This is a genomic window from Collinsella sp. AK_207A, assembly GCF_902501965.1.
Lineage (GTDB): Bacteria > Actinomycetota > Coriobacteriia > Coriobacteriales > Coriobacteriaceae > Collinsella.
Map to the genome: position 1 here is coordinate 76,636 of NZ_CABWID010000022.1, position 23,721 is coordinate 100,356.

34 protein-coding genes are annotated in these 23,721 nt (G+C 61.7%); 5 read left to right on the top strand and 29 right to left on the bottom strand.

Going from position 1 to position 23,721, the window contains the following annotated elements:
• Window positions 1-54: 54 nt before the first annotated feature.
• Both GDJ97_RS09685 and GDJ97_RS08585 read left to right on the top strand, forming a co-directional pair.
• Complete coding sequence (locus tag GDJ97_RS09685) at window positions 55-183, top strand: OadG-related small transporter subunit (protein ID WP_255445813.1); 129 nt, start codon at window positions 55-57, stop codon at window positions 181-183.
• A 2-nt stretch (window positions 184-185) separates the two neighbouring features.
• Window positions 186-1,577: an oxaloacetate decarboxylase subunit alpha gene (locus GDJ97_RS08585; protein ID WP_152070875.1), complete on the top strand. Its 1,392-nt coding sequence runs from the start codon at window positions 186-188 to the stop codon at window positions 1,575-1,577.
• A 273-nt stretch (window positions 1,578-1,850) separates the two neighbouring features.
• Here the strand turns inward: GDJ97_RS08585 and rplQ are convergent, their stop codons facing one another.
• The 7 genes from rplQ to infA form a co-directional block, all read right to left on the bottom strand.
• Complete coding sequence (gene rplQ, locus GDJ97_RS08590; protein ID WP_152070876.1) at window positions 1,851-2,360, bottom strand: 50S ribosomal protein L17; 510 nt, start codon at window positions 2,358-2,360, stop codon at window positions 1,851-1,853.
• A gap of 28 nt (window positions 2,361-2,388) precedes the next feature.
• On the bottom strand, window positions 2,389-3,330 hold the full coding sequence (locus tag GDJ97_RS08595; RefSeq protein ID WP_152070877.1) for a DNA-directed RNA polymerase subunit alpha: 942 nt from the start codon (window positions 3,328-3,330) through the stop codon (window positions 2,389-2,391).
• A gap of 30 nt (window positions 3,331-3,360) precedes the next feature.
• On the bottom strand, window positions 3,361-3,957 hold the full coding sequence (gene rpsD, locus GDJ97_RS08600; RefSeq protein ID WP_152070878.1) for a 30S ribosomal protein S4: 597 nt from the start codon (window positions 3,955-3,957) through the stop codon (window positions 3,361-3,363).
• 18 nt (window positions 3,958-3,975) lie between these two features.
• Entirely contained in the window at window positions 3,976-4,386 is a 411-nt protein-coding gene (gene rpsK / locus GDJ97_RS08605) for a 30S ribosomal protein S11 (protein WP_152070879.1), read from the bottom strand.
• An 11-nt stretch (window positions 4,387-4,397) separates the two neighbouring features.
• Window positions 4,398-4,772 carry a 30S ribosomal protein S13 gene (gene rpsM, locus GDJ97_RS08610; RefSeq protein ID WP_152070880.1) on the bottom strand — a complete coding sequence of 125 codons (375 nt, stop codon included), beginning with the start codon at window positions 4,770-4,772 and terminating at the stop codon, window positions 4,398-4,400.
• A gap of 15 nt (window positions 4,773-4,787) precedes the next feature.
• Entirely contained in the window at window positions 4,788-4,901 is a 114-nt protein-coding gene (rpmJ, locus tag GDJ97_RS08615) for a 50S ribosomal protein L36 (RefSeq protein WP_006363204.1), read from the bottom strand.
• A 154-nt stretch (window positions 4,902-5,055) separates the two neighbouring features.
• Window positions 5,056-5,274, bottom strand: a complete 219-nt coding sequence (gene infA, locus GDJ97_RS08620; RefSeq protein ID WP_009141477.1) for a translation initiation factor IF-1 — start codon at window positions 5,272-5,274, stop codon at window positions 5,056-5,058.
• 243 nt (window positions 5,275-5,517) lie between these two features.
• Here infA and GDJ97_RS08625 point away from each other — a divergent pair, with 243 nt between their 5' ends.
• Window positions 5,518-6,009: a hypothetical protein gene (locus GDJ97_RS08625; RefSeq protein ID WP_152070881.1), complete on the top strand. Its 492-nt coding sequence runs from the start codon at window positions 5,518-5,520 to the stop codon at window positions 6,007-6,009.
• 25 nt (window positions 6,010-6,034) lie between these two features.
• Window positions 6,035-6,388, top strand: coding sequence for a hypothetical protein (locus GDJ97_RS08630; protein ID WP_152070882.1), 354 nt, complete (start codon window positions 6,035-6,037; stop codon window positions 6,386-6,388).
• Window positions 6,389-6,499: 111 nt separating this feature from the next.
• Here GDJ97_RS08630 and map read toward each other — a convergent pair whose 3' ends face one another.
• The 19 genes from map to GDJ97_RS08725 form a co-directional block, all read right to left on the bottom strand.
• Window positions 6,500-7,288 carry a type I methionyl aminopeptidase gene (gene map, locus GDJ97_RS08635; protein ID WP_152070883.1) on the bottom strand — a complete coding sequence of 263 codons (789 nt, stop codon included), beginning with the start codon at window positions 7,286-7,288 and terminating at the stop codon, window positions 6,500-6,502.
• Window positions 7,285-7,911: an adenylate kinase gene (locus GDJ97_RS08640; protein WP_152070884.1), complete on the bottom strand. Its 627-nt coding sequence runs from the start codon at window positions 7,909-7,911 to the stop codon at window positions 7,285-7,287. Before GDJ97_RS08640 ends, map begins: the two co-directional genes overlap by 4 nt.
• Before the next feature lie 24 nt (window positions 7,912-7,935).
• Window positions 7,936-9,222: a preprotein translocase subunit SecY gene (secY, locus tag GDJ97_RS08645; RefSeq protein WP_152070885.1), complete on the bottom strand. Its 1,287-nt coding sequence runs from the start codon at window positions 9,220-9,222 to the stop codon at window positions 7,936-7,938.
• The gene (gene rplO / locus GDJ97_RS08650; protein WP_152070886.1) at window positions 9,216-9,665 is read right to left on the bottom strand and encodes a 50S ribosomal protein L15; all 450 of its coding nucleotides are present in this window, start codon (window positions 9,663-9,665) and stop codon (window positions 9,216-9,218) included. Before rplO ends, secY begins: the two co-directional genes overlap by 7 nt.
• A gap of 3 nt (window positions 9,666-9,668) precedes the next feature.
• Window positions 9,669-9,851: a 50S ribosomal protein L30 gene (gene rpmD, locus GDJ97_RS08655; protein WP_152070887.1), complete on the bottom strand. Its 183-nt coding sequence runs from the start codon at window positions 9,849-9,851 to the stop codon at window positions 9,669-9,671.
• A gap of 6 nt (window positions 9,852-9,857) precedes the next feature.
• On the bottom strand, window positions 9,858-10,379 hold the full coding sequence (rpsE, locus tag GDJ97_RS08660) for a 30S ribosomal protein S5 (protein WP_152070888.1): 522 nt from the start codon (window positions 10,377-10,379) through the stop codon (window positions 9,858-9,860).
• A 14-nt stretch (window positions 10,380-10,393) separates the two neighbouring features.
• Entirely contained in the window at window positions 10,394-10,756 is a 363-nt protein-coding gene (gene rplR / locus GDJ97_RS08665) for a 50S ribosomal protein L18 (protein WP_152070889.1), read from the bottom strand.
• Window positions 10,757-10,826: 70 nt separating this feature from the next.
• Window positions 10,827-11,363 (bottom strand): 50S ribosomal protein L6, encoded by a 537-nt coding sequence (gene rplF, locus GDJ97_RS08670; RefSeq protein ID WP_152070890.1) that lies wholly within the window; start codon window positions 11,361-11,363, stop codon window positions 10,827-10,829.
• Between the two features lie 33 nt (window positions 11,364-11,396).
• Entirely contained in the window at window positions 11,397-11,795 is a 399-nt protein-coding gene (rpsH, locus tag GDJ97_RS08675; protein ID WP_152070891.1) for a 30S ribosomal protein S8, read from the bottom strand.
• 138 nt (window positions 11,796-11,933) lie between these two features.
• Window positions 11,934-12,104: a type Z 30S ribosomal protein S14 gene (locus GDJ97_RS08680; RefSeq protein ID WP_373422680.1), complete on the bottom strand. Its 171-nt coding sequence runs from the start codon at window positions 12,102-12,104 to the stop codon at window positions 11,934-11,936.
• 78 nt (window positions 12,105-12,182) lie between these two features.
• Window positions 12,183-12,740, bottom strand: coding sequence for a 50S ribosomal protein L5 (gene rplE, locus GDJ97_RS08685; RefSeq protein ID WP_152070893.1), 558 nt, complete (start codon window positions 12,738-12,740; stop codon window positions 12,183-12,185).
• A gap of 505 nt (window positions 12,741-13,245) precedes the next feature.
• Entirely contained in the window at window positions 13,246-14,679 is a 1,434-nt protein-coding gene (locus GDJ97_RS08690) for a serpin family protein (RefSeq protein WP_193221381.1), read from the bottom strand.
• Between the two features lie 210 nt (window positions 14,680-14,889).
• A complete protein-coding gene (locus GDJ97_RS08695) occupies window positions 14,890-15,759 on the bottom strand; it encodes a MetQ/NlpA family ABC transporter substrate-binding protein (RefSeq protein WP_152070895.1) in 870 nt (289 codons plus the stop codon).
• A 103-nt stretch (window positions 15,760-15,862) separates the two neighbouring features.
• Complete coding sequence (locus GDJ97_RS08700; protein WP_152070896.1) at window positions 15,863-16,534, bottom strand: methionine ABC transporter permease; 672 nt, start codon at window positions 16,532-16,534, stop codon at window positions 15,863-15,865.
• Window positions 16,527-17,294, bottom strand: coding sequence for a methionine ABC transporter ATP-binding protein (locus tag GDJ97_RS08705; RefSeq protein ID WP_152070897.1), 768 nt, complete (start codon window positions 17,292-17,294; stop codon window positions 16,527-16,529). Before GDJ97_RS08705 ends, GDJ97_RS08700 begins: the two co-directional genes overlap by 8 nt.
• Window positions 17,295-17,930: 636 nt before the next feature.
• The gene (gene fba, locus GDJ97_RS08710) at window positions 17,931-18,797 is read right to left on the bottom strand and encodes a class II fructose-1,6-bisphosphate aldolase (RefSeq protein WP_152070898.1); all 867 of its coding nucleotides are present in this window, start codon (window positions 18,795-18,797) and stop codon (window positions 17,931-17,933) included.
• A 120-nt stretch (window positions 18,798-18,917) separates the two neighbouring features.
• Window positions 18,918-19,493, bottom strand: a complete 576-nt coding sequence (locus tag GDJ97_RS08715; RefSeq protein ID WP_152070899.1) for a TetR/AcrR family transcriptional regulator — start codon at window positions 19,491-19,493, stop codon at window positions 18,918-18,920.
• A 186-nt stretch (window positions 19,494-19,679) separates the two neighbouring features.
• Entirely contained in the window at window positions 19,680-20,195 is a 516-nt protein-coding gene (locus GDJ97_RS08720; protein ID WP_152070900.1) for a cob(I)yrinic acid a,c-diamide adenosyltransferase, read from the bottom strand.
• A gap of 92 nt (window positions 20,196-20,287) precedes the next feature.
• Entirely contained in the window at window positions 20,288-21,172 is an 885-nt protein-coding gene (locus GDJ97_RS08725; RefSeq protein WP_152070901.1) for a methionyl aminopeptidase, read from the bottom strand.
• 191 nt (window positions 21,173-21,363) lie between these two features.
• Here GDJ97_RS08725 and GDJ97_RS08730 point away from each other — a divergent pair, with 191 nt between their 5' ends.
• Entirely contained in the window at window positions 21,364-22,026 is a 663-nt protein-coding gene (locus tag GDJ97_RS08730) for an NAD(P)H-dependent oxidoreductase (RefSeq protein ID WP_152070902.1), read from the top strand.
• A 108-nt stretch (window positions 22,027-22,134) separates the two neighbouring features.
• On the opposite strand, the gene GDJ97_RS08735 is transcribed toward GDJ97_RS08730, so the two are convergent.
• The 3 genes from GDJ97_RS08735 to GDJ97_RS08745 are packed head-to-tail and all read right to left on the bottom strand — an operon-like array spanning window position 22,135 to window position 23,659.
• Entirely contained in the window at window positions 22,135-22,656 is a 522-nt protein-coding gene (locus tag GDJ97_RS08735; RefSeq protein ID WP_152070903.1) for an Asp23/Gls24 family envelope stress response protein, read from the bottom strand.
• Window positions 22,657-22,698: 42 nt separating this feature from the next.
• Window positions 22,699-23,121 carry a DUF2273 domain-containing protein gene (locus tag GDJ97_RS08740; protein ID WP_152070904.1) on the bottom strand — a complete coding sequence of 141 codons (423 nt, stop codon included), beginning with the start codon at window positions 23,119-23,121 and terminating at the stop codon, window positions 22,699-22,701.
• Window positions 23,114-23,659 carry a hypothetical protein gene (locus GDJ97_RS08745; protein ID WP_152070905.1) on the bottom strand — a complete coding sequence of 182 codons (546 nt, stop codon included), beginning with the start codon at window positions 23,657-23,659 and terminating at the stop codon, window positions 23,114-23,116. Before GDJ97_RS08745 ends, GDJ97_RS08740 begins: the two co-directional genes overlap by 8 nt.
• Window positions 23,660-23,721 lie beyond the last annotated feature (62 nt).

A 23,721-nucleotide genomic window follows, 5' to 3' on the forward strand; every position in this document is an offset into this window, starting at 1 on the left:
CCAACCCTTCCCCGAACAAACCCGTATTGTTCGGTGTCATGAGAGGAGTCGCATATGTTCGAGACTCTTGAACAGGCGCTTCAGATCCTCGGTCTTGGCTGGGGCGGCGTGTTCCTGGTCATGCTCGTGATCTACCTGGTATCCATGCTGCTCACCAAGCTGTTCCCGCCCGCAAAGGAGTAGCCATGGCCAAGACCGTCAAATTCACCGAAACCATCCTGCGCGACGGCCAGCAGAGCCAGATCGCCACGCGCATGCCCTTATCCGACATGCTGCCCGTTCTCCCCGCCCTCGACGCTGCCGGGTACGAAGCGCTCGAGGTTTGGGGCGGTGCCACGTTCGATAGCTGCCTGCGCTTTTTGAACGAGGACCCCTGGGAGCGTCTGCGCACCATCCGCAAGCACGTCAAGCACACCAAGCTTCAGATGCTGCTCCGCGGCCAGAACCTGCTGGGATACCGCAACTATCCCGATGACGTGGTCGAAGAGTTCGTGAAGAAGTCCGTCGAAAACGGCATCGACGTCATCCGCATCTTCGACGCCTTAAACGATGTCCGCAACCTCACCACCTCCATCCGCGCCGCGCGGGAGGCGGGCGGGCAGGTGCAGGCGGCCATCTGCTACACCACGAGCGACGTCCACACCGTTGAGTACTTCGTAGACCTTGCCGCGCAGATCGAGCAGCTCGGTGCAGACGCTCTCTGCATCAAGGATATGGCCGGCGTTCTGACCCCTGCCGTGGCTTTTGACCTGGTGAGCCAGATCAAGGCGCGGGTGGACCTGCCGCTCGAGCTGCACACGCACAGTACGGCCGGCATTGGCCAGATGACGCTCCTCAAGGCCGTTGAAGCGGGCGCAGACATCATCGACACCTGCGCCGCACCACTTGCCGAGGGTACGAGCCAGCCCTGTACGGAATCGCTCGCTATCGCGCTCAGCGAGCTGGGATACGACACATGCCTCGACCTCGACCAGGTAGAGCTCGTTTCCCAGCATCTGGCACCAGTACGCGACCGCTTCCTCGCCGACGGCATCCTGAATCCCAAGGTCCTTGCCGTGGAACCGAAGGCGCTGCTCTACAAGGTGCCCGGCGGCATGCTGTCCAACATGATCAACCAGCTAAAGGAAATGGGTATAGAGAATCGCTACAGCGAGGTGCTCACGGAGGTACCGCGCGTCCGCGCCGACTTGGGCTATCCGCCGCTCGTGACGCCGCTCTCTCAGATGGTGGGCACGCAGGCGATGATGAACGTCATCTCGGGCGAACGTTACAAGATCGTGCCACAAGAGATCAACGACTACGTACATGGGCTCTATGGGCGACCGCCCGCGCCCATCGACCCCGAGGTGCAGCAAGATATCATTGGGGACGACGAACCGGTGAGCTGCCGGCCAGCTGACCTGCTCGAACCCGCTCTCCCCAGGCTGCGTGAAGAAATCGCCTGCTACGCTCGCTCCGAGGAGGACGTGCTTTCTTACGCGCTCTTCCCCGAGCAGGCGCGCGACTTCCTCGGCCGCCGCGAAGACCCGTTCTACGACGTTCCGGTGCAAGAAGTGAACGTGAGTATCGCCGTGTAGCGCATGGCAGCGAACAACCGAATAGACCGCCTTCATGTCAGTTAAGCCTCGAAAACGAGATTGTTGCGATTTCGGGGCTTAACTGACATCTGGCTACTTTACCAAAATGTCAGTTAAGCCTTGAAATGCAGGTTTTCGTCATTTCAAGGCTTATCTGACATCTCTTAACTCATTGCGCGCGATGAACGGACGAATTGAACCCGCCATTTACTCAAAAAAGAAGGAGGCACCAGTCGGCACCTCCTTCTAAATTAGCTCTGAAGCAGCAAGAGTCTACTCAGCGGCCTCCACAGCCTCGGCAACCTCGGCGACGTCCTCAGCGGCCTCGGCAGCCTCAGCCTCAACCTCAGCCTCGACCTTCTTGGGAGCGGTCTTCTTGGCAGCGGCCTTGACGGGTGCAACCTTGTCCTTCTTCTTCACCGGCTCGGTGACGAGCTCGATGATGACCATCTCGGCGTTGTCGCCCTTGCGGGGACCGAGCTTGTAGATACGGGTGTAACCACCGTTGCGGTCGGCCCACATGCCCTGCGCGGCCTTGTCGAAGAGCTCAGCGACGAGCTGCTTATCGCCGAGCTTGGCGATGGCGAGACGACGGCTGTGCAGGTCACCCTTCTTGGCCCAGGTGATGATGGGCTCGGCGTAGCTGCGAAGCGCTTTGGCACGGGTGATGGTGGTCTTGATGCGATCGTTCTCGAAGAGCGCCTTGGCAAGGCTCTTCTTCATGGCCTTGGTGTGCGCGGCGTCCGTGCCGAGCTTCAGGCCCTTCTTCTTGTTATGACGCATAGGTCTTCTCCTCTAATACACGGACGGGCTACGGCTTCAAGCTCAGGCCCATGGATTCAAGCTTATCCTTGACTTCCTCGATCGACTTCACGCCGAAGTTGCGGATGTTCAGCAGGTCGTTCTCGGAGAACTCGACAAGCTGGCGCACGGAGTGAATGCTCGCGCGCTTCAGGCAGTTGTAGGAGCGAACCGAAAGGTCCAGGTCCTCGATCTGCTTGTCGAGCTCGGCGTTGTCGCTCGTCTGCTCCGCGGCGAAGATGGAGGTCTCCTCCTCTTCCTGCGCGTCATCGGCGAGGTTCATGAACGCGGCCATGTGCTGGTTGATGATGTTAGCAGCCTGAACCACCGCGACGCGCGGGGTAATGGCGCCGTTGGTCTCAACCTCAAGGACCAGACGATCGTAGTCAGTGTGCTGGCCCACGCGGCACGCCTCGACGAGCTTGGCGCAGCGGTGCACGGGCGAGTACAGCGAATCCACGTGGATGATGCCGATGGGGTCGTTCGGCTGCTTGTTCATGTCGGCGGAGACATAGCCGCGACCGTAGCCGATCCTCATGCTCATGGTGAGGTGACCGCCCTCGGTGAGGGTGGCGATGTGCTGCTCGGGGTTCACGAGCTCAAACTCGGCCGGCACGAAGAAATCCGCACCGGTAACCTCGCAGGGGCCGTCAACCGAGATGGTGGCCGTGGCCTCGTTGGTGGAACCGAGCGAGCGGAACACCAGACCCTTGACGTTCAGGACGATATCGGTGACATCCTCGACCATGTTGTCGATCGCCATGAACTCGTGCTGGGCACCGTCGATCTGGATGGCCTCGACGGCAGCACCCTCGAGGGAGGAAAGCAGCACGCGACGAATCGAGTTGCCGAGCGTGTCGCCGTAGCCGCGCTCCAGTGGCTCAACAGACACACGGGCACAGGTGTCGCTGATCTCTTCGACCTGAACCTGGGGCCTAATGAATTCTGACATGTATTACCTCCAGCCTCAGCAACCCGAGGGTTACTTAGAGTAGAGCTCGACGATGAGCTGCTCCTTGATGTCACCACTGATCTGCTCACGCGTGGGCAGAGAGATGACGTTGCCGGAGAGCTTCTCGATATCAACCTCAAGCCAGCCGGGGACCTCGAAGCGCTCAGAAGAGATGAGGGCCTCCTTGATGGGGAGCAGGTCGCGGAACTTCTCGCCCACGGCCACGACGTCGCCGGGCTTCACCTGGTAGGAGGGGATGTCGACGCGACGGCCGTTCACGGTGAAGTGACCGTGACGCACGGACTGACGAGCCTCCTTGCGGGTGCGGGCAAAGCCGAGACGGAAGACAACGTTGTCCAGGCGGCTCTCGAGGATCACGAGCAGATTCTCACCCGTGATGCCGGGGCGCTTACGAGCGCGCTCGTAGTAGCCACGGAACTGCTTCTCGAGCACTCCGTAAATGAACTTGACCTTCTGCTTCTCGCGCAGCTGCATGCCGTACTCAGATTCCTTACGGCGACGCTTGGGCTGGCGGATGGATTCTTTCTTGCTGCTGTAACCCAGCTCCGCGGGATCGAGCCCGAGCTGACGGCAGCGCTTAAGAACAGGAGTCCTGTCGATTGCCATATGTATCGATCCTTTCAGTTACACGCGGCGACGCTTCTTGGGGCGGCAGCCGTTGTGCGGGATGGGGGTCTTGTCCTGGATGCTCGAGACCTCGAGGCCGGCGGCCTGGAGGGAGCGAATCGCGGTCTCGCGGCCGGAGCCGGGGCCCTTCACGAACACGGCGACCTTGTGCATACCGTGCTCCATGGCGATCTTGGCGCAGGCCTCCGCAGCCATCTGGGCAGCGAACGGCGTGGACTTACGAGAGCCCTTGAAGCCCACGGTACCGGCGGACTTCCAAGCAATGACGTTGCCCTGGGCATCCGTGATCGACACGATGGTGTTGTTGAAGGTGGAGCGGATGTGAGCCTGCCCCACGGAGATGTTCTTGCGATCCGAGCGCTTGATGCGGTTCGCGGCGCCTCGGACGTTCTTCTTAGCAGTAGCCATCTAAGCGCTCCTTACTTCTTCTTCTTTGCACCGATCTGACGCTTCGGACCCTTGCGGGTGCGAGCGTTGGTGTGGGTGCGCTGACCGCGAACGGGCAGACCCTTGCGGTGACGCAGGCCACGGTTGCAGCCGATGTCCATAAGGCGCTTGACATTCTGGGTGCGCTCACGACGCAGGTCGCCCTCAATCATGATATGGGCCTGGTCGATATAAGCACGGATGGCGTTCACCTCGTCCTCGGTGAGATCCTTCACGCGAGTGTCGGGGTTGATGTTCGCCTCCTTGCAGATCTTGGTGGCGGTCGTGCGGCCGATGCCGTAGATGTAAGTCAGACCAATCTCGACGCGCTTCTCACGCGGAAGGTCGACACCACTGATACGGGCCAACTTAGGTCTCCTCTCCTAGCCCTGGCGCTGCTTGTGACGGGGGTTCTCGCAGATGACGAGAACCTTGCCGTGGCGCCGAATGATCTTGCACTTATCGCACATCTTCTTGACCGAAGGACGTACCTTCATCGTTCTTCCTCTCGATCGTGCTCAAACTACAAAAACGCGGAATGTTATCTACTCGCCCAGCCGCAGGCGTGAATGACCAAATCCAGTGAACATGCAAACTCGACCGCAGGGCTTGAGCGAACCCGACGGTCGAAGAAGAGCATGCAAGCTGTGTTTACTTATAGCGATACGTGATGCGCCCACGCGTAAGGTCGTACGGAGAGAGCTCCACCACAACCTTGTCACCCGGGAGGATTCGGATGTAGTTCATCCTGATCTTACCGGAGATGGAGCAGAGAACCGAATGGCCATTCTCCAGCTCAACGCGGAACATCGCGTTGGGGAGCGGCTCGGTGACGGTGCCCTCAAGCTCGATTGCGTCTTCCTTCTTCACAGGCGCGTCCTCTTTCTCTAGACAGAAAACGACAGCAACGCTGAATATTACTGCTACAAGAGAAGTCGGCCCAGTTTCTCAGACCACTTCACAAATTCATTAGATGTTCAGACTTCCGTTCAATACTTAAAGGCACATTGGAAAGTTATGCCACTGAGCACAAATAGACCCTAATTTCTACTTACCCTCCGTGGTGATTAATCTATAATGTTATTTAAGTGTTCTTTTGAACAGGAGGGTTCCATGAAGAAGATTAGTATATCTATTTTACTTACTCTTATTTTGTTCTTACCTGTCGGTCCTGCATTCGCATTTACAAAAACCAGTGCAGATCAAACACCATATCTGACATCTAACGCGGGTAATCAAGTTGATGAAGCCATCCTCCCGCTTCAAGACGAACAATTGCAACCGTGTATTACTGTTACCGGCTCTGGAGGGATTTCCGTACTTGACCATATCGGTAATGGCCAGATTTATTGGGCAGTTCAGCCTGCATTTCCACACTTCTACACATTCACGGGAACTCTCATTTGTACAAACAGACGTACTGGACATAGCACATATAAAACTATTGGATCACGGGGCAGCGGAAGAACTGGTGGCAATGTTCAGTTTAACGTTGCTGACGGAAATAGTTATAAGGTGACGTTGACTGGTACCGCAAATGGATTGGGTGCTTTCTTTTATACAGTTCCTAGCGGCGTAAGCGTCAGCTTTTCTATCCGGTTCTAAGCATCAAGCAACAGGAGTTATCCTTATGGATCTATTTGAAGGAACATGGTACTTGCAGGCGGTGGACGTTGAAGGCAACACTGTCGGAACGATGAGGCTAACGGAAACCGAGGCCACCACGCTCCGCGAGACTCTACTTCACATGCGGGGCACCTTTGACGATGTTGACTCTGCTGGCCTTCCTGACATTTTACTCGAGGTTCTCAAATCGTCCTTATCTTCAAGGATGTTAACTTCTGAGGGGCTTGGGCTCATCTGCGGAGTCGAGCCTGAGATACTTGAAGCTGCCGCTGCAGGCGAGAACATCAGCTTCGACCTCAATCAGGCCGAGATGCTAACTATTCTTTTGTTTAACATCTACCGCAACTCAGCTAAGTGATTCGCGAGATTGAAGTCTTCATAACAGAAGACAAAACACAACAAAGGGGTCGGAGCACTTAGCTCCGACCCCTTCCTCTTGTAGCCTTGATATGAGGAGTACGCCCGACTGTTACAGCTGGCCACCCTGCATGGAGCACCAAGGTCCGTTCACGTCGGTAGTCAGAATCACGGGGCCATCCTTGGTGATGGCGATGGTGTTCTCGTAATGGGCCGCAGGCAGATGGTCTTTGGTCGAAACAAGCCATCCGTCCGAACCGGTCTTCACACGCGGACTTCCCATAGTGATCATGGGCTCGATCGCGATAACCATCCCGACCTCGAGCTTGACGCCGCGACCGCTCTTGCCGTAGTTGGGAACGTTCGGCTCCTCATGCATCACGTGGCCCACACCGTGCCCCACATATTCACGCAGCACGCCGTAGCCATGGCGCTCAGCCAGACTTTGAACCGCGTGGCCTATGTCCCCGATCCGATTGCCGGGAACGGCCTGGGCGATACCCGCCTCCAGACAATCGCGCGTCACTTCACAGAGCGCTTTGACCTCGGTAGAAGGGTTGCCGCAGTAGAAGGTCCAGGCATTGTCCCCTACCCAGCCGTTCACGATGGCGCCGGTGTCAATGGAGACGATATCGCCGTCGCGCAGGATGACGTCGGGATTGGGGATGCCGTGGACCACGGCATCGTTCAGCGAGGCACAGATCGTCCCGGGAAATCCGCCATAACCCTTGAAAGCAGGAGTGCCGCCATGCATGCGGATGACGGACTCGGCGAGCTGATCGAGCTCGAAGGTCGAGACGCCGGGGCGCACCATGGACCCAACGCGACGGAGCGCCGTCTTAGACAGCGCTCCGGCAACCTTCATCTGCTCGATGTCTTGTGCAGACTTAAGGTGAATCATAGATTGAGGGCCTTCTTTACATCCTCATACACCACATCGACGTCGCGATTGCCATCGACCGTCTTGAGAATCCCCTGACCGCGGTAGTACTCCACCAGCGGACTCGTGGACTTCTCGTACACATCCAGGCGGTTCTTGATGGTCTCGGGCTTGTCGTCATCGCGCTGGTACATCTCGCCACCGCAGCTGGGGCACACGGTATCGCTCGCGGTACCGGTGTAGCCGCACTCGCGGCAGGTGCGACGGGAGGACAGGCGCTTGATGATCACCGGGTACGGCACGTCAACGAGCAGGGCGCAGTCAAGCTCGCGGCCGAGAGCGGAAAGCTCGGTGTCGAGCGTGACGGCCTGCACGGTATTGCGCGGGAACCCGTCGAGCATGAAGCCGTTCTGGGCGTCCTCCTGCGCCAGACGCTCCTTCACAAGGTCGATCACCAGCTGGTCAGGAACCAGCTCACCGGCATCCATGAACTTCTTAGCCTGGATGCCAAGCTCGGTACCGCCCTTGACGGCAGCACGGAGCAGATCGCCCGTGGAGATGTGAGCCACCCCGAAATCGCGGACCAGGCGCTGAGCCTGCGTGCCCTTACCGGCCCCGGGTGCTCCTAGCAATACGATGTTCATGAGGTAGCTCCTCTCAGCCAGAACTTACTTGAAGAAACCGTCGTAGTCGTACATCTTGAGCTGGCTCTCCACCTTGTCCAGCGTGTCCAGCACCACGCCCACCATGATGAGCACGGAGGTACCGCCGAAGGCCTGCACCAGCTGGTTGGACGTGAACGAGAACACAACCGACGGCACGATGGCGATGAGCGCCAGGAAGATTGCCGAAGGCAGCGTGATCTTGGAAAGCGCGTTCTTGATATACGCGGCCGTGGCCTTGCCCGGACGAACGCCCGGGATGAAGCCGCCCTGCTTCTTGAGGTTGTCGGCCGTGTCATCCGGGTTGAACACCATGGAGGTGTAGAAGTACGCGAAGAACACGATCAACACCACGTTGAGGATCCAGTTGAGCCAACCCGTGGAAAGCGCGCTGGCTACCGCCTGCACCCAACCGACGTTGGGGAAGAACACAGCCAGCTGCGCCGGGAAGTACAGCAGAGCGCTCGCGAAGATGATGGGGATAACGCCCGCGGTGTTCACCTTAATGGGCAGGTAGGTAGACTGACCGCCCATGATGCGACGACCCACCACGCGCTTAGCGTACTGCACCGGGATGCGGCGCTGGCCGCGCTCGAGGTACACGATGAGCGGGATGACGCAGAGGATCACCACGAAGATGACGACCGTGACCACGAGGTCCACGGTGCCGCCCTCGGACGACCGCAGGATGGCCTGCGGCAGCCCCGCCATGATGTTGGCAAAGATGATGAGGCTCATGCCGTTGCCGATACCGCGCTGGGTGATGAGCTCACCCATCCACATGATGAGCATGGCGCCCGCGGTGAGCGTGCCCACGATCATGATGTCGAAGATCCACTCAGGAGCGGCGGCACCGTTGAAGCCGATACCGAAGCTCTTGAAGAGGAAGAGGTAGCCGATGGAGTTCAGAACCGCCAGGCCAAGCGTCAGGTAACGCGAGTACTGGGTGATCTTCTGCTGGCCAACTTCGCCCTCCCGCGACAGCTCGTGCAGACTCGGCACGACGCTTTGGAGCATCTGGAGGATAATCGAGCTGGTGATATAGGGCATGATGCCCAGCGAGAAGACAGACGCATACGAAAGAGCGCCGCCGGAGAAGAGGTTCAGAAGCGCCATGGCACCCCCGGCCACGGTGTTCCCGCTCGTCATCGACAGCTTGGTGATGTCATCAACGGGAATACCGGGCACGGGGACGTGAGCGCCGAGTCGATACAGCGCAATCATGGCGATGGTGAAGAGAATCTTTCCGCGCAGTTCCTTGATGCGGAATGTGTTCTTCAGACCATTTAGCACGGGAGCTCGACCTTTCCACCGGCAGCCTCGATCTTGGCCTTGGCGGAAGCCGAGACCTTGTCGGCCTTGACGGTGAACTTCTTGGTCAGCTCGCCGTCGCCGAGGATCTTAACGGGCTCGTCCTCGTACTTGGTAAGACGAGCGGCCTTGAGAGCGGCACCGTCGATGACGGCGTCGTTCTCAAAACGAGCCTCGAGCGTGGACACGTTGATCGGCGTGTACTCGATGCGGCGCGGGCTCACAAAGCCGGGAAGCTTGGGGAGACGCATCGCGAGCGGGGTCTGGCCACCCTCGAAGCCGGCACCCTTGGTGCCACCGGCGCGGGAACCCTGGCCGTTCAGGCCGCGACCCGAGTAGGTACCCTTGCCGGAACCGTTACCGCGGCCAACGCGCTTGCGGCGCTTGTTAGAGCCCGCGTTGGGCTTGAGATCGTGAAGCTGCATGAGTTACTCCTCTACAATCTCGACAAGGTGCTTGACCTTGAAGATCATGCCGCGAACGCCCTCGTTGTCAGCGATCTCGCGGGTCTGGTTGATGCGATGCAGGCCCAGGGCGCGCACCGTGAGGCGCTGGTCCTCCTTGCAGCCGTTGATGCTGCGAACCTGCTTGATCTTGATGGTCTTTGCCATGATTCGCTACTCCTTACCGACGAACATCTCGGCAACGGTCATACCGCGGCGCGCAGCGACGTCCTCGGGGCTGGAGAGCTCCTTGAGGCCCTCGGCAGCGGCCTTGATGATGTTCAGGCCGTTGTCGGAACCCAGGGACTTGGAGAGGACGTTCTTGATACCAGCGAGCTCGAAGAGGGGACGCACAGCGCCGCCGGCGATCACGCCGGTACCCTCGACAGCGGGCTTGATCAGGATGCGGGCAGCGCCAAACTCGCCCAGCACGTCGTGCGGGATGGTGCCCTCTTCGGTCACCGGCACGTGGAACATGTGCTTCTTGGCGTCGATAGCGGCCTTGGAGATGGCCGTGGGGACCTCGGCGGACTTGCCGGCGCCCAGACCGACGTTGCCCTTGCCATCGCCCACGACGACGAACGCCTGGAGCGACATGCGGCGGCCGCCCTTGACGGTCTTGGCCACGCGGTTGATGAAGACGACGCGCTCCTCGAACTCGGAGGCCTCGCGCTGCTGACGTTGATTACGAGCCATTGTTCACTATCCTCCTAGAACTCGAGACCGGCGGCGCGGGCACCCTCGGCGAGCGCCTTGACGCGGCCGTGGTAGATACGACCACCGCGGTCGAACGTGACCTGCTTGATGCCAGCCTCGAGGGCGCGCTTGGCGACGAGCTCGCCAACCTTCTCGGCGGCCTCCTTGTTGCCACCGTTGATGCCCTTGAGCTCGGTGCCGAGCGTGGAGGCGGAAACCAGCGTGTTGTGCTTGGTGTCGTCCACGATCATGGCGTAGATGTTGGCGTTGGTGCGAACGACGCGGAGACGCGGACGCTCGGCAGTGCCGGAGATCTTGCCGCGAATGCGACGCTGACGGCGCTTGAGACCCGCCTGCTTCGCCTTGTGCTTGTTCATGTGCTAACTCCTTTGATGAGTCCTGCCGACACCTAACGGGGTGCCGGTCTTACGTGAGCGTGAAGCCTGACTACTTGGCAGCCTTACCGAGCTTGCGGCGGATGTGCTCGCCAACGTAGTGGATGCCCTTGCCCTTGTACGGCTCGGGCGGGCGCTTCATGCGGATCTCGGCGGCAACCTGGCCGACCTGCTGCTTGTTGATGCCCTTGACGTTCACGTGCGTGTTGTCGGGGACCTCGAAGGTGATGCCCTCGGGGGCGGCGTAGTGCACGGGGTGGCTGTAGCCGAGGGAGAACTCGAGGTCCTTGCCCTTCAGCTGGACACGGTAGCCAACGCCGGCGAGCTCGAGGCTCTTGGTGTAGCCCTCGGAGACGCCAACGACCATATTGTGGATGAGGGCGCGGTCGAGGCCGTGGCGGGCGCGGGTCTCACGCTCGTCGTCGGCACGGGAGACGATGACCTCGTTGTTCTCGATGGCCACGCTCAGCTTCTCGAAAATGCCCTGCTCGAGGGTGCCCTTGGGCCCCTTCACGATGACCTTGTTGCCATCGACTGTCACTTCGACTCCGGCGGGAATCTGGACAGGCTTCTTACCGATACGAGACACGGTTGTATCCTTTCCTTCTACTCACCGATTGCGTTACCACACGAAGGCGACGACCTCGCCGCCGATGCCCTTCTTGCGAGCATCGCGGTCGGCCATGACACCCTGGCTGGTGGACACGATGGCGGTGCCGAGGCCGCCGCGCACGCGGGGCAGGTCCTTGGCGCCGGCATACTTGCGCAGGCCCGGCTTGGAGATGCGCTTGATGCCGTTGATAACCTTGGCCTTCTTGGGGCCGTACTTGAGCGTGATGTGGAGGGTCTTGGCGGGAGCGGTATCCTCAACGGAATAGCTCTCGATGTAGCCCTCCTCGTAGATGACGCGAGCGATCTCGACGAGCTTCTTGCTGCTCGGCATAGAGACCTCGGCCTTGTTCGCAGAATTGCCGTTGCGAATGCGCGTGAGCATGTCTGCGATCGGGTCTGTGACGTTCATGCAGATTCTCCTTCGTCCTTGATGAAAGTGCCTGAGGTCCTCTCCTGCCCGTAGCGGGAAAGCCTCTTCCAGGCACGTACTTCCGTTGCGCGTGGACGGTTCAGGTTTGGCCTTGCCGTCGCGCGCGCTGGTAGTGACTTACCAGCTGGCCTTCTTGATGCCGGGAAGCTCGCCCTTCAGCGCCATCTCGCGGAAGCAGACACGGCACAGGCCGAACTTGCGGTAAACCGAATGCGGACGGCCGCAGCGCTGGCAGCGCGTGTACTTGCGGGTCGAGAACTTCGGCTCACGAGAGCACTTGACGATCATCGATGTCTTAGCCACTTATTTCCTCCTCACCTATGTGTATATACGCCCCGGGCGCTCTTTGCCCGGGGCGATGGGAACCTATTTCTTGAACGGGAAGCCGAAGCAGTCGAGGAGGAACTTGGCCTCTTCGTCAGACTTGGCGGTGGTGACGATGGTGATGTCCATACCACGGGTGTGGTCGACGGAATCGAACTCGATCTCCGGGAAGATGAGCTGCTCGGTGACGCCCATGGAGAAGTTGCCGCGGCCGTCGAAGCTCTTGGCGGAGATGCCGCGGAAGTCGCGGATACGCGGGATGGCGATGGCGGTCAGGCGATCGAAGAACTCCCACATGCGGTCGCCGCGCAGGGTGACCTTGGCACCGATGGGCATACCGGCACGCAGGCGGAAGTTAGCGATGGACTTGCGGGCGCGGGTGACCATGGGCTGCTGGCCGGTGATGGCGCGCAGGTCGCGCACGGCACCGTCGATGGCCTTGGAATCGGTGGCAGCCTCGCCAACACCCATGTTGACGACGATCTTCTCGAACTTGGGGATCTCCATGACGTTCTTGTAACCGAACTTGTCCTGAAGCTCCTTCTTGACCTCGTCGTTGTACTTGGTCTTCAGACGCGGAACGTACTTCTCTTCAGCCATGTTCACTCCTTTGGGGTTTTCAGCACGGGGCGTGGCTGCGGCGCGTGAGGCTATTGCTACCTGCGCTTTCGCTGTCCTCGTGCCCTCTGTCGCATACATGCGCGGCCATGGCGGACCGGCATGACGATGAACCGACAGAAGCCGGGCAATACGTATGGTATGATACGCGGTCGCGCAGGCGTTTGCCAGAAGAAGTTACGCTTGGTGGGAACTCCATATTTTCGCAGGGGCGAACGCGGAATGTCGCTCACACGACCACGTCGGCCTGTTGGAGCAGGCGCATTCCGCGCACGGTGATGGGATCTGGCACGCCGCATCCCGCGCCACGATTTGGATCATCTAGCCGCCCCTTCGGTGTCGCCGCGTTCGTCTCAACCGCCCCATTCTTCTACCCGGAAGGGCTCTCGGTTCGATGAAGGCGGCGCGAAGAGATGGCGTGGCAGGCTCAGCCGTGAGCCGGCAGCTGACCGCAGGCCCCGACGGCAGACGTGGCGTTTAATCCTCGCTACGGCAACCGCGCCATCGCGCCCATGAATACGGGCAGGCCGACCTGATAGTCGATGATCAGGTAGGCGAACGGCCGGTCCAGGATGACTTCCTCGACGACGGGCTCGGTCGGTTCCAAAGCCGAGGTGGCCTCCACGCCCATCTCCGTCACCGCCGCCGCGCGCGTCCCCTCCTCGTTCACCTCGATGAACGTCTTGTGGATCGCCTCGCCCACGTAGAGGTTCTGGCTCGCCTTCCCCATGCGCGAGAAGTCCGCGGCGGCCGCGTCGAAGGCGTCCCGCATTCCCAGGGCGCGCAGCGCGTCGACAAGCTGCGTCTCGAACGATAGCGCATACTTCGGCAGCTTCGCCTCGACTTCATAGCCGCCACGAGGGACCAGCAGGCGCTCCAGCCCCTCGCTCGTCAGGCTCTCGACCAGCTGGGTCACGCTCACGCCCTCGCGCGGCAGCAGCCCGACGAATGCGAAGTCGTAGCCCCCGTACGGGCGGATGAAGCCGCGGCATGCGTCATTCTCCAGATAGCTCGTCTCGCGGGACGCCATGAGCCGCGCGTCGAGCCGGGAGCCGTCCTCGCAGGTGAAGGTCGCGTCCTCGGTCAGGTCGGCATCATAGGGATCCTCCCAGGCGTCATCGAACGCCAGGGCGCTGATCAGGTAGAGCAGCGCGTCGGAGGGAATGCCGTCCAGCAGGTGATCGATCATGCCATCCGTCTTGGCGTCGACCCACGCGTTGACATCCTTCACCGTCGCGTCGTCGAACGGTGCCCGGTAGATCTCCGCGTCGAATGCATCGACGCTATCTTGGAGGAACGATTCTTTGACCTCCAGCCCGGCATCGCCCTTGATCCAGATCGATTCGGCGAGGTCGAGCGGCAGGGCGGCCTTCACGGCTTCCCGCGCCGTCGCAGTCCCGTGGAGCCGACCGGCCACGCGCTCGCCGTACGCGTGCAGATATTCGTTCGCGGCATCGACACCCAGGCCGATCGCCCGCTCCATCTGGGAGAGCGTCTGCCCGTCCGCGCCGTTTTGCGCCATCGCGAGACACCGGGCGATGGACAGCGGCGAGATGAACACGTTCGCCTGCGCATCGGATGCCCAGGCACCCGCGGCCACCTGCCGGAAGAGACGGACGCTGAAATCGAAGTACTTCGCCTTGTCGCCCTCATCGGCGAGAACGTCCGCGGGCGTAGATGTGAACGCCGTCGTCGACGGCGTCACGGAAGCGGACAGGTCTTCCGTTGAGGCCGACAGCTTGGGCCTGCGAGCGGTGCGCGCACCCCCTCCCTGCTGCGCGGGGTCGCTTCCCTGCCCGTCATCCGATGTCGCCCCGCAGCCCCCAAGAGCCGCCGCGCCGGCGATGGCGGGGACGCACGCCAGTAGCGAGCGCCTATCGACGGCGGGCGTCGATGCAGGCTCGGAATCGTGACGGCTCATGGAAACCCCTTCCATCGGGTCGTGCAGTTTGGAAACGTCCCCCATACTGCATTGTATGCCAGCGCGCAGGCACACCTGCGAGAACCTCGGTGGACGGATGCTTCACCCCAGCGCATAGAAAAAGGCACGGCCCCGAAGAACCGTGCCCAAGATTCGGCGATTGCCTCGTCGGCAGCCCCGCCGCTTGTAGATCAGCTATATCAGCCAAGCCTAGAACGCCGGCAGGACGTCCTCGCCGAAGTTCTCCTCGAGGTACTTCTTGAAGTCATCGCTCTGCAGCACCTTCACCAGGGCCTTGATGGAGGCGTCGTCCTCCTTCTCCTTGGTGGTGCAGATGATGTTGGCGTACTCGTTCACCGCGGTGGTACCGGCCTTCTCGTGGGCCAGGGCATCCTTCACGTGGTAACCGGCCTCGATGGCGTAGTTGCCGTTGATGACGGCAAAGTCAACGGACTGGAGCGTGCGCGGCACGGCAGCGGCCTCGACCTCCTGGAACGTGATGTTGTGCGGGTTCTCGGCGATGTCGTTAGGCGTGGACTCCAGGTTCTTGGAATCCTTGAGCTTGATGATGCCCTCCTGCTCGAGCAGCAGCAGCGCGCGGCCCTCGTTGGTGGGATCGTTCGGCACCGCGATCACGGCGCCGTCGGCGATGTTGGACAGATCCTTGGACTTACCGGCATAGATGCCGAAGGGCTCGTAGTGGATCTTGCCTGCGGAGACCAGGTCGGTCTTGTTCTCCTTGTTGTAGTTGTTGAGGTAGTTGATGTGCTGGAAGTAATTTGCATCGAGAGCGCCCGAGGTGGTGTCCTTGTTGGGCTGGATGTAGTCGGTGTACTCCTTCACCTTGAGCTCGATGCCCTCATTCTTGAGCTTGGGGGCGGCGAAGTCCGTGAGGATCTGGGCGTGCGGGGTGGGAGAGGCGCCCACGGTCAGCGTGGTGGACGCGGCGGTGGAACCGGCAGAGCTTCCGGCAGCGGTGCCGGTACCGCCGTTGCTGCAACCAGCGAGAGCCACGGCACCAAGGCCAGCCACGGTTGCGAGGAAGCCACGACGAGAGAGGTTGACGTTGAGGTTCGACATAGTAATTTTCCTTTCCTACTGGATAAGTTGGTTTATTGAAATCAGAGGGTAAGGCATGGGTTCATCCATGTCAACGAGTTATTGCTCAACGAGGTTGTGCAATTTACCGATGATCGACCTTGCGGGCGATGAGGTTGCACACGCTCTGGATCACCTGCACGAGGATGACGAGCAGCACCACGGTGACGATCATCACCTGGTCCTCGTAGCGGTAGTAACCGTAGCGGATGGCGATATCGCCCAGGCCGCCCGCGCCCACGGCGCCGGCGATCGCGGTGTAGCCCAGCACGGCAATGAGGGTCACCGCCACGCCGCGCACGATGCTCGGCAGAGCCTCGGGCAGCAGCGCGGAGAACACGATACGCGGCACCGAGGCACCGCAGGCCTCCGTTGCCTCCACGACCTCGCGCGGCACCTCGGCGAGCGACTGCTCCACCATGCGCGCCACAAAGGGAGCGGTGGCGACCACGAGCGGGAACACCACACCCTGCACGCCCGTGGTGGCGTGAGCGACCAGCATGGTCACAGGCATGATGGCCACGAGCAGGATGATGAACGGCAGCGAGCGACCGATGTTGACGATCCAGCCCAACACGGCGTTCACCACGGGAGCCGGACGCAGGCCGCCGGGCGCCGTGAGGTGCAGGATCACGCCGAGCAGGATGCCGAACACGTACGCGATGCCCGTGGAGAGAAACACCATGATGAGCGTGTCCACGGTTCCCTGGGCGAGCAACGCTCCAAACTGGTCGATGAAAGCGGCGATATCAGGCATCCCAATCAACCCTTCCGAGCAGCACGCGCGTGGCCTGGGCGCTCGGCGCCTCGAAGACGCGCTCGACCGGCCCCTGCTCCACCACGCGACCGTTCTCGAGCACGGCGACGTTCTTGCAGATCTTCTCGACTACGTCCATGGAGTGCGTGATGACCACCAGGGTGACGTGCGTCTCGCGGTTGATGTCACGCAACAGCTTGAGGATCGTGTTGGTGCTCTTGGGGTCGAGCGCGGAGGTGGCCTCGTCGCAGAGGATCACCTCGGGGTCGCAAGCGAGCGCGCGGGCAATCGCCACACGCTGCTGCTGGCCGCCCGAGAGCTGGCTCGGATAGGCGTTTGCCTTCTCCTTCAACCCCACGCGCTCGAGCAAGCCGAGCGCACGCTCGCGATCCGCCTCGGTCACCTTGCCGGCAGCCGCGAGGAACGGGAAGCACACGTTGGCGAGCACCGTCTTCTGCGCGAGCAGGCCGAAGTTCTGGAAGATCATAGCCACACGACGACGATACGCCCGCAGGTCGGCTCCGGCGAGCTGGGTGACGTCCTGGCCATCTACCACGACGCGTCCCTCGGTGGGGCGCTCCAGCAGGTTGATGGTTCGCACGAGCGTGGACTTACCGGCTCCGCTCATGCCGATGATGCCGAAGATGTCGCCGTCGGCAATCTCGAGGTTGATGTCGTTCAGTGCGTGGACGGCCGTGGCGTCTGCGCCACGATGCCCCACGGGGCTGAACGTCTTGGATACGTGTTGAATGCTGATCACGGGTGAGCTCCGCTCGATGTGATGTTGTCTAGAGCAGGCGGGTCATCCCCCGCCGGAGACGACCTAATGAAGGCGCCCGGTCCCTGCATGCCGGCCAGCGCGGCACGGCATGGCAAAGTGCCCGGGCGAGGGCATCTCCATGACCATCATCATCGTGCTATGTGCGGCAGCGTAAACCATGGGGACGAGGATAGCAGGTGCCCTAGGGCGGCGCAAGGCAACGCCCGACGTCACAAGCCCGAAACAGGCAACCCGGACGATTCCACCATACCGTTTTGACCTTGCGATATAGCGGGAAGCTATGACCGGCTATTCTGAATTCCAAACGCTCCGTGTTACCCCAGCGATCCGGACGGGCATGAACAAGGGCCGCGGATCCCTGAGGAGCCGCGGCCCAAAATCCTTGCAATAAAGAGTCTTGTCAAAATGGGCGCCGACCACCGACGCCTTCCCAAGTTAGGATTATTTCTTCCCCGTTGACCCACAAGTCCGTAAACGAAACGAGCCGGCCATCCTTGCCCGTAGCGATCCTCCGCAGCGAACTGCGAAAACGGCAAAGCCGTTTTCCAGTCTCGCGAGGACCGAACGAAGGGCAAGGATGGCCGGCCGCAAAGCGCGTTCTAAGCCTTGTTCAATCTACGCCTTGTTGACGCTGCCGAACTCCTCCATGAGCTCCTTGGTGCGCGCCACGATGGCCTCGCGGCCGCCCTTGAGCAGCTTGCGGGGATCGTAGCCCTTGCCCTGCTGGTCCTTGCCGGCCTCGATGTACTCGCGCGTGGCAGCGGCGAAGACGACCTGCAGGTCGGTGTTCACGTTGATCTTGGAGATGCCGAGGGAGATGGCCTTCTTGATCTGATCCTCGGGGATGCCGGTGCCGCCGTGCAGCACGAGGGGCAGGTCGCCCGTCAGGGCCTTGATCTCGCCCAGACGCTCGAAGGACAGGCCGGCCCAGTTGGCGGGATACAGGCCGTGGATGTTGCCGATGCCGCAGGCCAGGAAGTCAACGCCCAGGTCGGCGATCTGCTTGCACTCGTTGGGATCGGCCAGCTCGCCGTTGGAGGTCACGCCGTCCTCGGTACCGCCGATGCCGCCCACCTCGGCCTCGATGGAGATGCCCTTGGAGTGGGCGATCTCGACGAGCTCCTTGGTGCGGTCGAGGTTGATCTGGAAGGTCTCCTCATGGGAGCCATCGTACATGATGGAGGTGAAACCGGCCTCGATAGCCTCGAAGCAGGCCTCGTAGGAACCGTGATCCAGGTGCAGGGCGACGGGAACCGTGGTGCCCAGGGCCTCCATGCCCGCGTTCACCATAGCAGAGCACATCTTGAAGCCACCCATCCACTTGGCGGCGCCGGAGGTGCACTGGATGATCAGCGGGCTCTTGGCCTCCTCGGCGGCCTGCAGGATGGCGAGCGTCCACTCCATGTTGTTGGTGTTGAAGGCGCCCAGACCATAGTGGCCAGCCTCGGCCTTCTTGAGCATCTCGGCAGCGTTGACGAGCATACAAAAACCTCCTCATGAAAGGCTTTTCAGGAACGGATGTAGTGTACCACGCTGCAGCGATGCTCGCCCGCGATTGAAGAATTCACGTCTACGCACCCGTTTCCCGTGCGTCGGACCACCTTAGATGAGCTGGGACGCCACCAAGGCCGCCACGTACTCCCGCATGCGCGCGACTACATCGGCGTCGGGTACGTCCGGATCGGAGAGCAGGTTGATGAGGCCGTGCGCAATGAAGTCAGCGAGCGTCTGCGGCGAGCGGATCTCCTTCCCCAGGCGCTCCGCCTCCCCCTGAATCGCCACGGTCAAATGCGGCACCAGCAGATCGCACAGGCGCACGGAGAGCTGCTCGTGGAAGGCGCGGTTGCCCTGACGATGGAAGAACTCGTGATAGGGCAGGTGCTCTTCCTGGGAGATGATATCGAGCAAGGCGTCTACCTGCTGGCCAAACGACATGTCCGTATCTTCGAGCATCCGGATACCGGGCGCGGCGCACTGCGCGGCATACGACTGGAGCACCTCGGCGAAGAGCGAATCCTTGGACTCGAAGTAATGGTAGGCGAGCCCCGGCGTCACGTCCGCCTCACGGGCGATGTCGCGCATGGAGACTGAGCTGTAACCCCGCTCCACAAACAGCCTCATAGCGGTGTCGAGCAACTCGCGCTTGCGCTCATCTGCCTGCTTGACGGTGCGTGGCATGGCAGACGACGCCTCCTCTTCGTGCGAAAACGAGCCAAGGAAGAGCGCACTGCGGGCAGGCGAGCCCGCAGCGGCTTCACAGAGCGCAGGTTCCCCTCTGCGCTTGCCTTACCGTAGCACGAATTGAACGTTCGTCAATGAACATCGTTCAATTGCCATGATGCAGGGGTCGGAGCCAGCATGACCCTACCATTCCACGCCTTCTCGCGCAGCGACACCCTGCTGGTAGGGATGCTTCTCACAGCGCATCTCGGTCACGTAGTCCGCAAGTTCGAGCAGGGCTGGCGCCGGATCGCGGCCGGTGAGCACGAGTTCGCAGCTCGGTTTGCAGGCGTGCACGGCATCTTCCACGGAGCTAGCGGCAAGAGTGTCCGTGTTCACCGCGTCTAGGACCTCGTCGAGCACGAGGAGGTCGAACTCCCCCGCTTCGGCCTGCGCACGCGCCCGGGCGAGCGCCTCTTCCTGGCGGGTGCGCATCGCCGCCAGCTCGTCGGACGTCATCTGAAAGGTGAACTTCCCATCCGTGGAACACGCCACGACCGACGTGCGAGGCAAGCTGGCGAGCATGCGAACCTCACCCGAGGAACCATCTTTGAGAAACTGAACCACGCCCACGTGCCAACCATGGCCGAGCGCGCGGAGCGCCTGCCCCATGGCCGCCGTCGTCTTACCCTTGCCGTCCCCGTGGTAGATGTGAACCATGGCGCCTCTCCGCTCATAACGCACGCGGCGGGCGCGGCGCCCAGCAGCATGTGCCCGGCAGACGCCCCCGCCCCCGCGTAGAAGCAACGAACCTACCAGCTCAGAAGCTGGTAGCCGTCCTCCGTCACCACGAGCTGGACCTCCCACTGGGCGGAATCGCTGCCGTCCTTGGTGCGCACCGTCCAGCCGTTCGGATCGTTCATATCGATACCAGGCTCGCCGGCGTTCACCATGGGCTCGATGGTGAAGCAGAAGCCCGGCGCCAGCACGACGCCCTCATCGGGCTCGCCCACGAAGCCCACGAACGGGTCCTCGTGGAACTCCAAGCCGATACCGTGGCCGCCGAACTCGCGCACCACGTTGAAGCCGTTCTCCTCCACGTAGCTCTGCACGGCGTGGGCCACGTCCCCCAGATGCCCCCAGGGCTTTACCGCGGCGAGCCCGCGCTGCACTGCCTCGCGCGTGACTTCCACCAGGCGACGGCGCTCGGGCGACACCTCGCCCACCATGAACATGCGCGAGGAATCGGAGAAGTACCCACCGAGGATGGTGGAGCAGTCCACGTTGACGATATCGCCGTCGTGCAGCACCTCGTCCTTGCTCGGGATGCCGTGGCAGACGACGTTGTTCACGCTCGTGCACACGCTCTTGGGAAAACCCTCGTAGTTGAGCGGCGCGGGCACGGCACCGTGCTCGACGGTGTACTCGTGCACCCAGCGATCGATCTCCTCGGTGGTGCAGCCGGCGTGAATCTTCTCGGCCACGTAGTCGAGTGCGCCGATGTTCACCTGCGCGCTCCGCTCGATGGCGGCGATATCCTCGGCGTTCTTGTAGAGGTCGCGCGGCAGCACCTCGTCGCCGCCCTCCCAGAGCTCCTCCAGACGCTCATCGAACTCGTGATGGCACTTCTTGTATTTGCGACCGCTCCCGCACCAGCACGGGTCGTTGCGGCCGGGCGTGTCCAAACCGTCAAACATGGCTAACTTCCTTTCGACAGGGCCATGATAGGCCAACACCGGCTCAGAATGCACCACGCGTTCGCCCTCACCGTGGAATCACGCTGCCCCGGACGCCGGTTACCCGATATTTCACCCTTCCCCCTTGGAATGGGCTACCGTGGGGTATACCGTTCTGTATCTGGCAATCACCACGATCGAAGGGAATCATCATGGCCGATTCCGAGGGACAGACCTACATCCACGCGCTGGAGAGCCGTTTTACCTGCAAGCGCTACGACCCCGAGGGGCACATCTCGGACAGCGCCTTCAACACCATCCTCGAAGCGGGGCGCCTGGCCCCCAGCTCCTTTGGCTTTGAGCCCTGGAAGTTCCTGGTTATCGAAGATCGTCGCCTCTTGGCGGATATTCTCGAGCGTGCCTGGGGCACCAAGAAGAACGCCGACCGCACCGTGCTCATCCTGGCCCGCCGCGGCGTGAGCGCCGAGAGCGAGTGGGTCCACCACATCGCGCACGACGTGCAGCACCTGAGCAAGCAGGACGAGCAAGCGCGTCTTCAGGCCTTCTCCGGATTCCAGCAAAACGACCTGCAGGTACTCGAGAACGACCGCACCCTGTTCGACTGGGCGGGCAAGCAGAGCTATATCGCGCTCGCCAACATGCTCTCAGCAGCGGCGCTCCTGGACGTGGACGCTACGCCGATCGAGGGCTACAACCGCGATGCCCTGGAAGAGCTCTTCGCCGCCGCCAAGCTCTACGACCCGAGCGAATGGGGCGTCTCCGTGTTGGTGCAGTTCGGCGTGCACGACGAGAGCCATCGCGCGCATCCCAAGACGCGCCGCCCCTTCGGCGAGGTCGTGGAGTACGTGCGGTAGCAACCTGAGCGCCCCGCTGCGCGCCTCGAAACGGCGGCCCCGAACCACCTCGCCCCGTTGGACGGCGATGGTTCGGGGCCGTTTTCCCCGCATGCGTTGTACAGGCGGCTACTCCACCTCGGCGGCCAGGCGCTTCTGGCCCTCCCGATACTCCTCGGGCGTCACCACGTCCTCGATGCGCAGGTTGATGCCCGCCACCTCGAGGCCGGTCATAGCGGTCAGGCGCTCGGTAACGCGCTCCTTCACGTCCTCGAAGATGTCCGGCGCGTACGCACCGTACTCGATGATGACGGAGATGTTCACGACCACGCGGTTGTCGTCCGTCACCTCCACCGTCACGCCCTTGGTGAGGTTCTCCACGCCGAACTGCTCCTGCACGGCATGGAAGAAGTTGCCCTTCATACCGAGCACGTGCGGCACCTCGCGCGTGGCCATGGCGACGATCTTTTCGATCACGCCGTTGGAGTACGTGAGGGAATCCTCGGAATCGTCTTCCACGTCCTCGGTGTCCTCAATCTCCGGTGCCTCTTCCCGAGCGGTCTGGTCCTCGGGCGCTTGATCCTCGGGCGCCGGCTTCTCCCGCGCCTCGTCCAGCTCCTGCTCCTGGTCTTTCGTCTGCTTCTTGGTCATGTGAACGCCCCTTTCAACCGCGCTGCGCGCGACCGTTCTCGCCTACCGCTTGCTACCGAAGATTCGGCAAAAGAAATCGTGAATGCCGCCCTCGCCGTCGCGCATCTGACCGAGCGTCGCTCCGACGCCCACGAAGATGGCGATGACGATGGTGTGCCAGAGCCCCAGCACCAAGATGAGCACCGCGAGCAGCAGGCCCACCGCTCCGTAGAGCACGGTGTGCGGATGCGCGTCGGCATACGCCCACGCCCGGCGTCCCACGCCCTCGATGAAGCCCATCGTGGCATCTTGGAAGCGCCCGCCAACCCGAGCGGGATCCTCCGCCGCATCGGATGCGGCGCGACGGGAACCGCCCTGCTCTCCGCTATCGGCAGCGAAGGAGGGGTCAGCATCCACCTTCGCGTCGTCCCCCTGCTCGATCACAGCCTTGGGCGCCTTGGCGCTCCGGGCCTTCTCCTCACTCATCGGAGGCCTCCTTTATCTCGGTTGTGGTCTTGGACGGCAGGAACCGCACGCGCACGTGAACCCCCGGACACCCGAGCATGGCCTCGCAGGCATCCTGCACGCGTTGCTGCATGCGATGCGCCATACCGGGAAGCCCCTCGTTCACAAGGGCGATGGCCTCCACCTTTACCCGAACTCGGGCCGCCTCCCGGCCGGCCACGCGCGCCCGCACGCTCTCAACCAGGACGTCATCATCGTCGGCGGCGGCCATACGCGCCACCTTCTCGATCGCAGGGCAGGTGACCTCGATATCGGGATTGGCATCGGGGTGCACGCTCCTGGGCTCGGGCCGCCACACGATGACGAGACCCAGCACGTAGAGCGCCTGAATCGCTATGACCCCGGTAGCCGCCAGCAGCGCGATGCGAAACGCCGGGAGGCCCAGCAGATACGCCATGCGCTCCTGCGCGGGACCAACGATCGAGCAGGCAAACGAGCCCAGCACGAACACACAGCACAGCAGATACAGAATGGCGGCGGCTCTCTTCAGCGGCCTCATGCGACTCCTTTACCTGGGGGCATCCGCCCTGAGAAACAAGCACTCAGGGCATTCTACCCAAA

Coding starts and splice junctions, on each gene's coding strand:
- GDJ97_RS09685 (WP_255445813.1), top strand. CDS start 55: ATGTTCGAGACTCTTGAACAGGCGCTTCAGATCCTCGGTCTTGGCTGG.
- GDJ97_RS08585 (WP_152070875.1), top strand. CDS start 186: ATGGCCAAGACCGTCAAATTCACCGAAACCATCCTGCGCGACGGCCAG.
- rplQ (WP_152070876.1), bottom strand. CDS start 2,360: ATGCGTCATAACAAGAAGAAGGGCCTGAAGCTCGGCACGGACGCCGCG.
- GDJ97_RS08595 (WP_152070877.1), bottom strand. CDS start 3,330: ATGTCAGAATTCATTAGGCCCCAGGTTCAGGTCGAAGAGATCAGCGAC.
- rpsD (WP_152070878.1), bottom strand. CDS start 3,957: ATGGCAATCGACAGGACTCCTGTTCTTAAGCGCTGCCGTCAGCTCGGG.
- rpsK (WP_152070879.1), bottom strand. CDS start 4,386: ATGGCTACTGCTAAGAAGAACGTCCGAGGCGCCGCGAACCGCATCAAG.
- rpmJ (WP_006363204.1), bottom strand. CDS start 4,901: ATGAAGGTACGTCCTTCGGTCAAGAAGATGTGCGATAAGTGCAAGATC.
- GDJ97_RS08625 (WP_152070881.1), top strand. CDS start 5,518: ATGAAGAAGATTAGTATATCTATTTTACTTACTCTTATTTTGTTCTTA.
- GDJ97_RS08630 (WP_152070882.1), top strand. CDS start 6,035: ATGGATCTATTTGAAGGAACATGGTACTTGCAGGCGGTGGACGTTGAA.
- map (WP_152070883.1), bottom strand. CDS start 7,288: ATGATTCACCTTAAGTCTGCACAAGACATCGAGCAGATGAAGGTTGCC.
- GDJ97_RS08640 (WP_152070884.1), bottom strand. CDS start 7,911: ATGAACATCGTATTGCTAGGAGCACCCGGGGCCGGTAAGGGCACGCAG.
- rplO (WP_152070886.1), bottom strand. CDS start 9,665: ATGCAGCTTCACGATCTCAAGCCCAACGCGGGCTCTAACAAGCGCCGC.
- rpmD (WP_152070887.1), bottom strand. CDS start 9,851: ATGGCAAAGACCATCAAGATCAAGCAGGTTCGCAGCATCAACGGCTGC.
- rpsE (WP_152070888.1), bottom strand. CDS start 10,379: ATGGCTCGTAATCAACGTCAGCAGCGCGAGGCCTCCGAGTTCGAGGAG.
- rplR (WP_152070889.1), bottom strand. CDS start 10,756: ATGAACAAGCACAAGGCGAAGCAGGCGGGTCTCAAGCGCCGTCAGCGT.
- rpsH (WP_152070891.1), bottom strand. CDS start 11,795: ATGAACGTCACAGACCCGATCGCAGACATGCTCACGCGCATTCGCAAC.
- GDJ97_RS08680 (WP_373422680.1), bottom strand. CDS start 12,104: ATGATCGTCAAGTGCTCTCGTGAGCCGAAGTTCTCGACCCGCAAGTAC.
- rplE (WP_152070893.1), bottom strand. CDS start 12,740: ATGGCTGAAGAGAAGTACGTTCCGCGTCTGAAGACCAAGTACAACGAC.
- GDJ97_RS08690 (WP_193221381.1), bottom strand. CDS start 14,679: ATGAGCCGTCACGATTCCGAGCCTGCATCGACGCCCGCCGTCGATAGG.
- GDJ97_RS08695 (WP_152070895.1), bottom strand. CDS start 15,759: ATGTCGAACCTCAACGTCAACCTCTCTCGTCGTGGCTTCCTCGCAACC.
- GDJ97_RS08700 (WP_152070896.1), bottom strand. CDS start 16,534: ATGCCTGATATCGCCGCTTTCATCGACCAGTTTGGAGCGTTGCTCGCC.
- fba (WP_152070898.1), bottom strand. CDS start 18,797: ATGCTCGTCAACGCTGCCGAGATGCTCAAGAAGGCCGAGGCTGGCCAC.
- GDJ97_RS08715 (WP_152070899.1), bottom strand. CDS start 19,493: ATGCCACGCACCGTCAAGCAGGCAGATGAGCGCAAGCGCGAGTTGCTC.
- GDJ97_RS08720 (WP_152070900.1), bottom strand. CDS start 20,195: ATGGTTCACATCTACCACGGGGACGGCAAGGGTAAGACGACGGCGGCC.
- GDJ97_RS08725 (WP_152070901.1), bottom strand. CDS start 21,172: ATGTTTGACGGTTTGGACACGCCCGGCCGCAACGACCCGTGCTGGTGC.
- GDJ97_RS08730 (WP_152070902.1), top strand. CDS start 21,364: ATGGCCGATTCCGAGGGACAGACCTACATCCACGCGCTGGAGAGCCGT.
- GDJ97_RS08735 (WP_152070903.1), bottom strand. CDS start 22,656: ATGACCAAGAAGCAGACGAAAGACCAGGAGCAGGAGCTGGACGAGGCG.
- GDJ97_RS08740 (WP_152070904.1), bottom strand. CDS start 23,121: ATGAGTGAGGAGAAGGCCCGGAGCGCCAAGGCGCCCAAGGCTGTGATC.
- GDJ97_RS08745 (WP_152070905.1), bottom strand. CDS start 23,659: ATGAGGCCGCTGAAGAGAGCCGCCGCCATTCTGTATCTGCTGTGCTGT.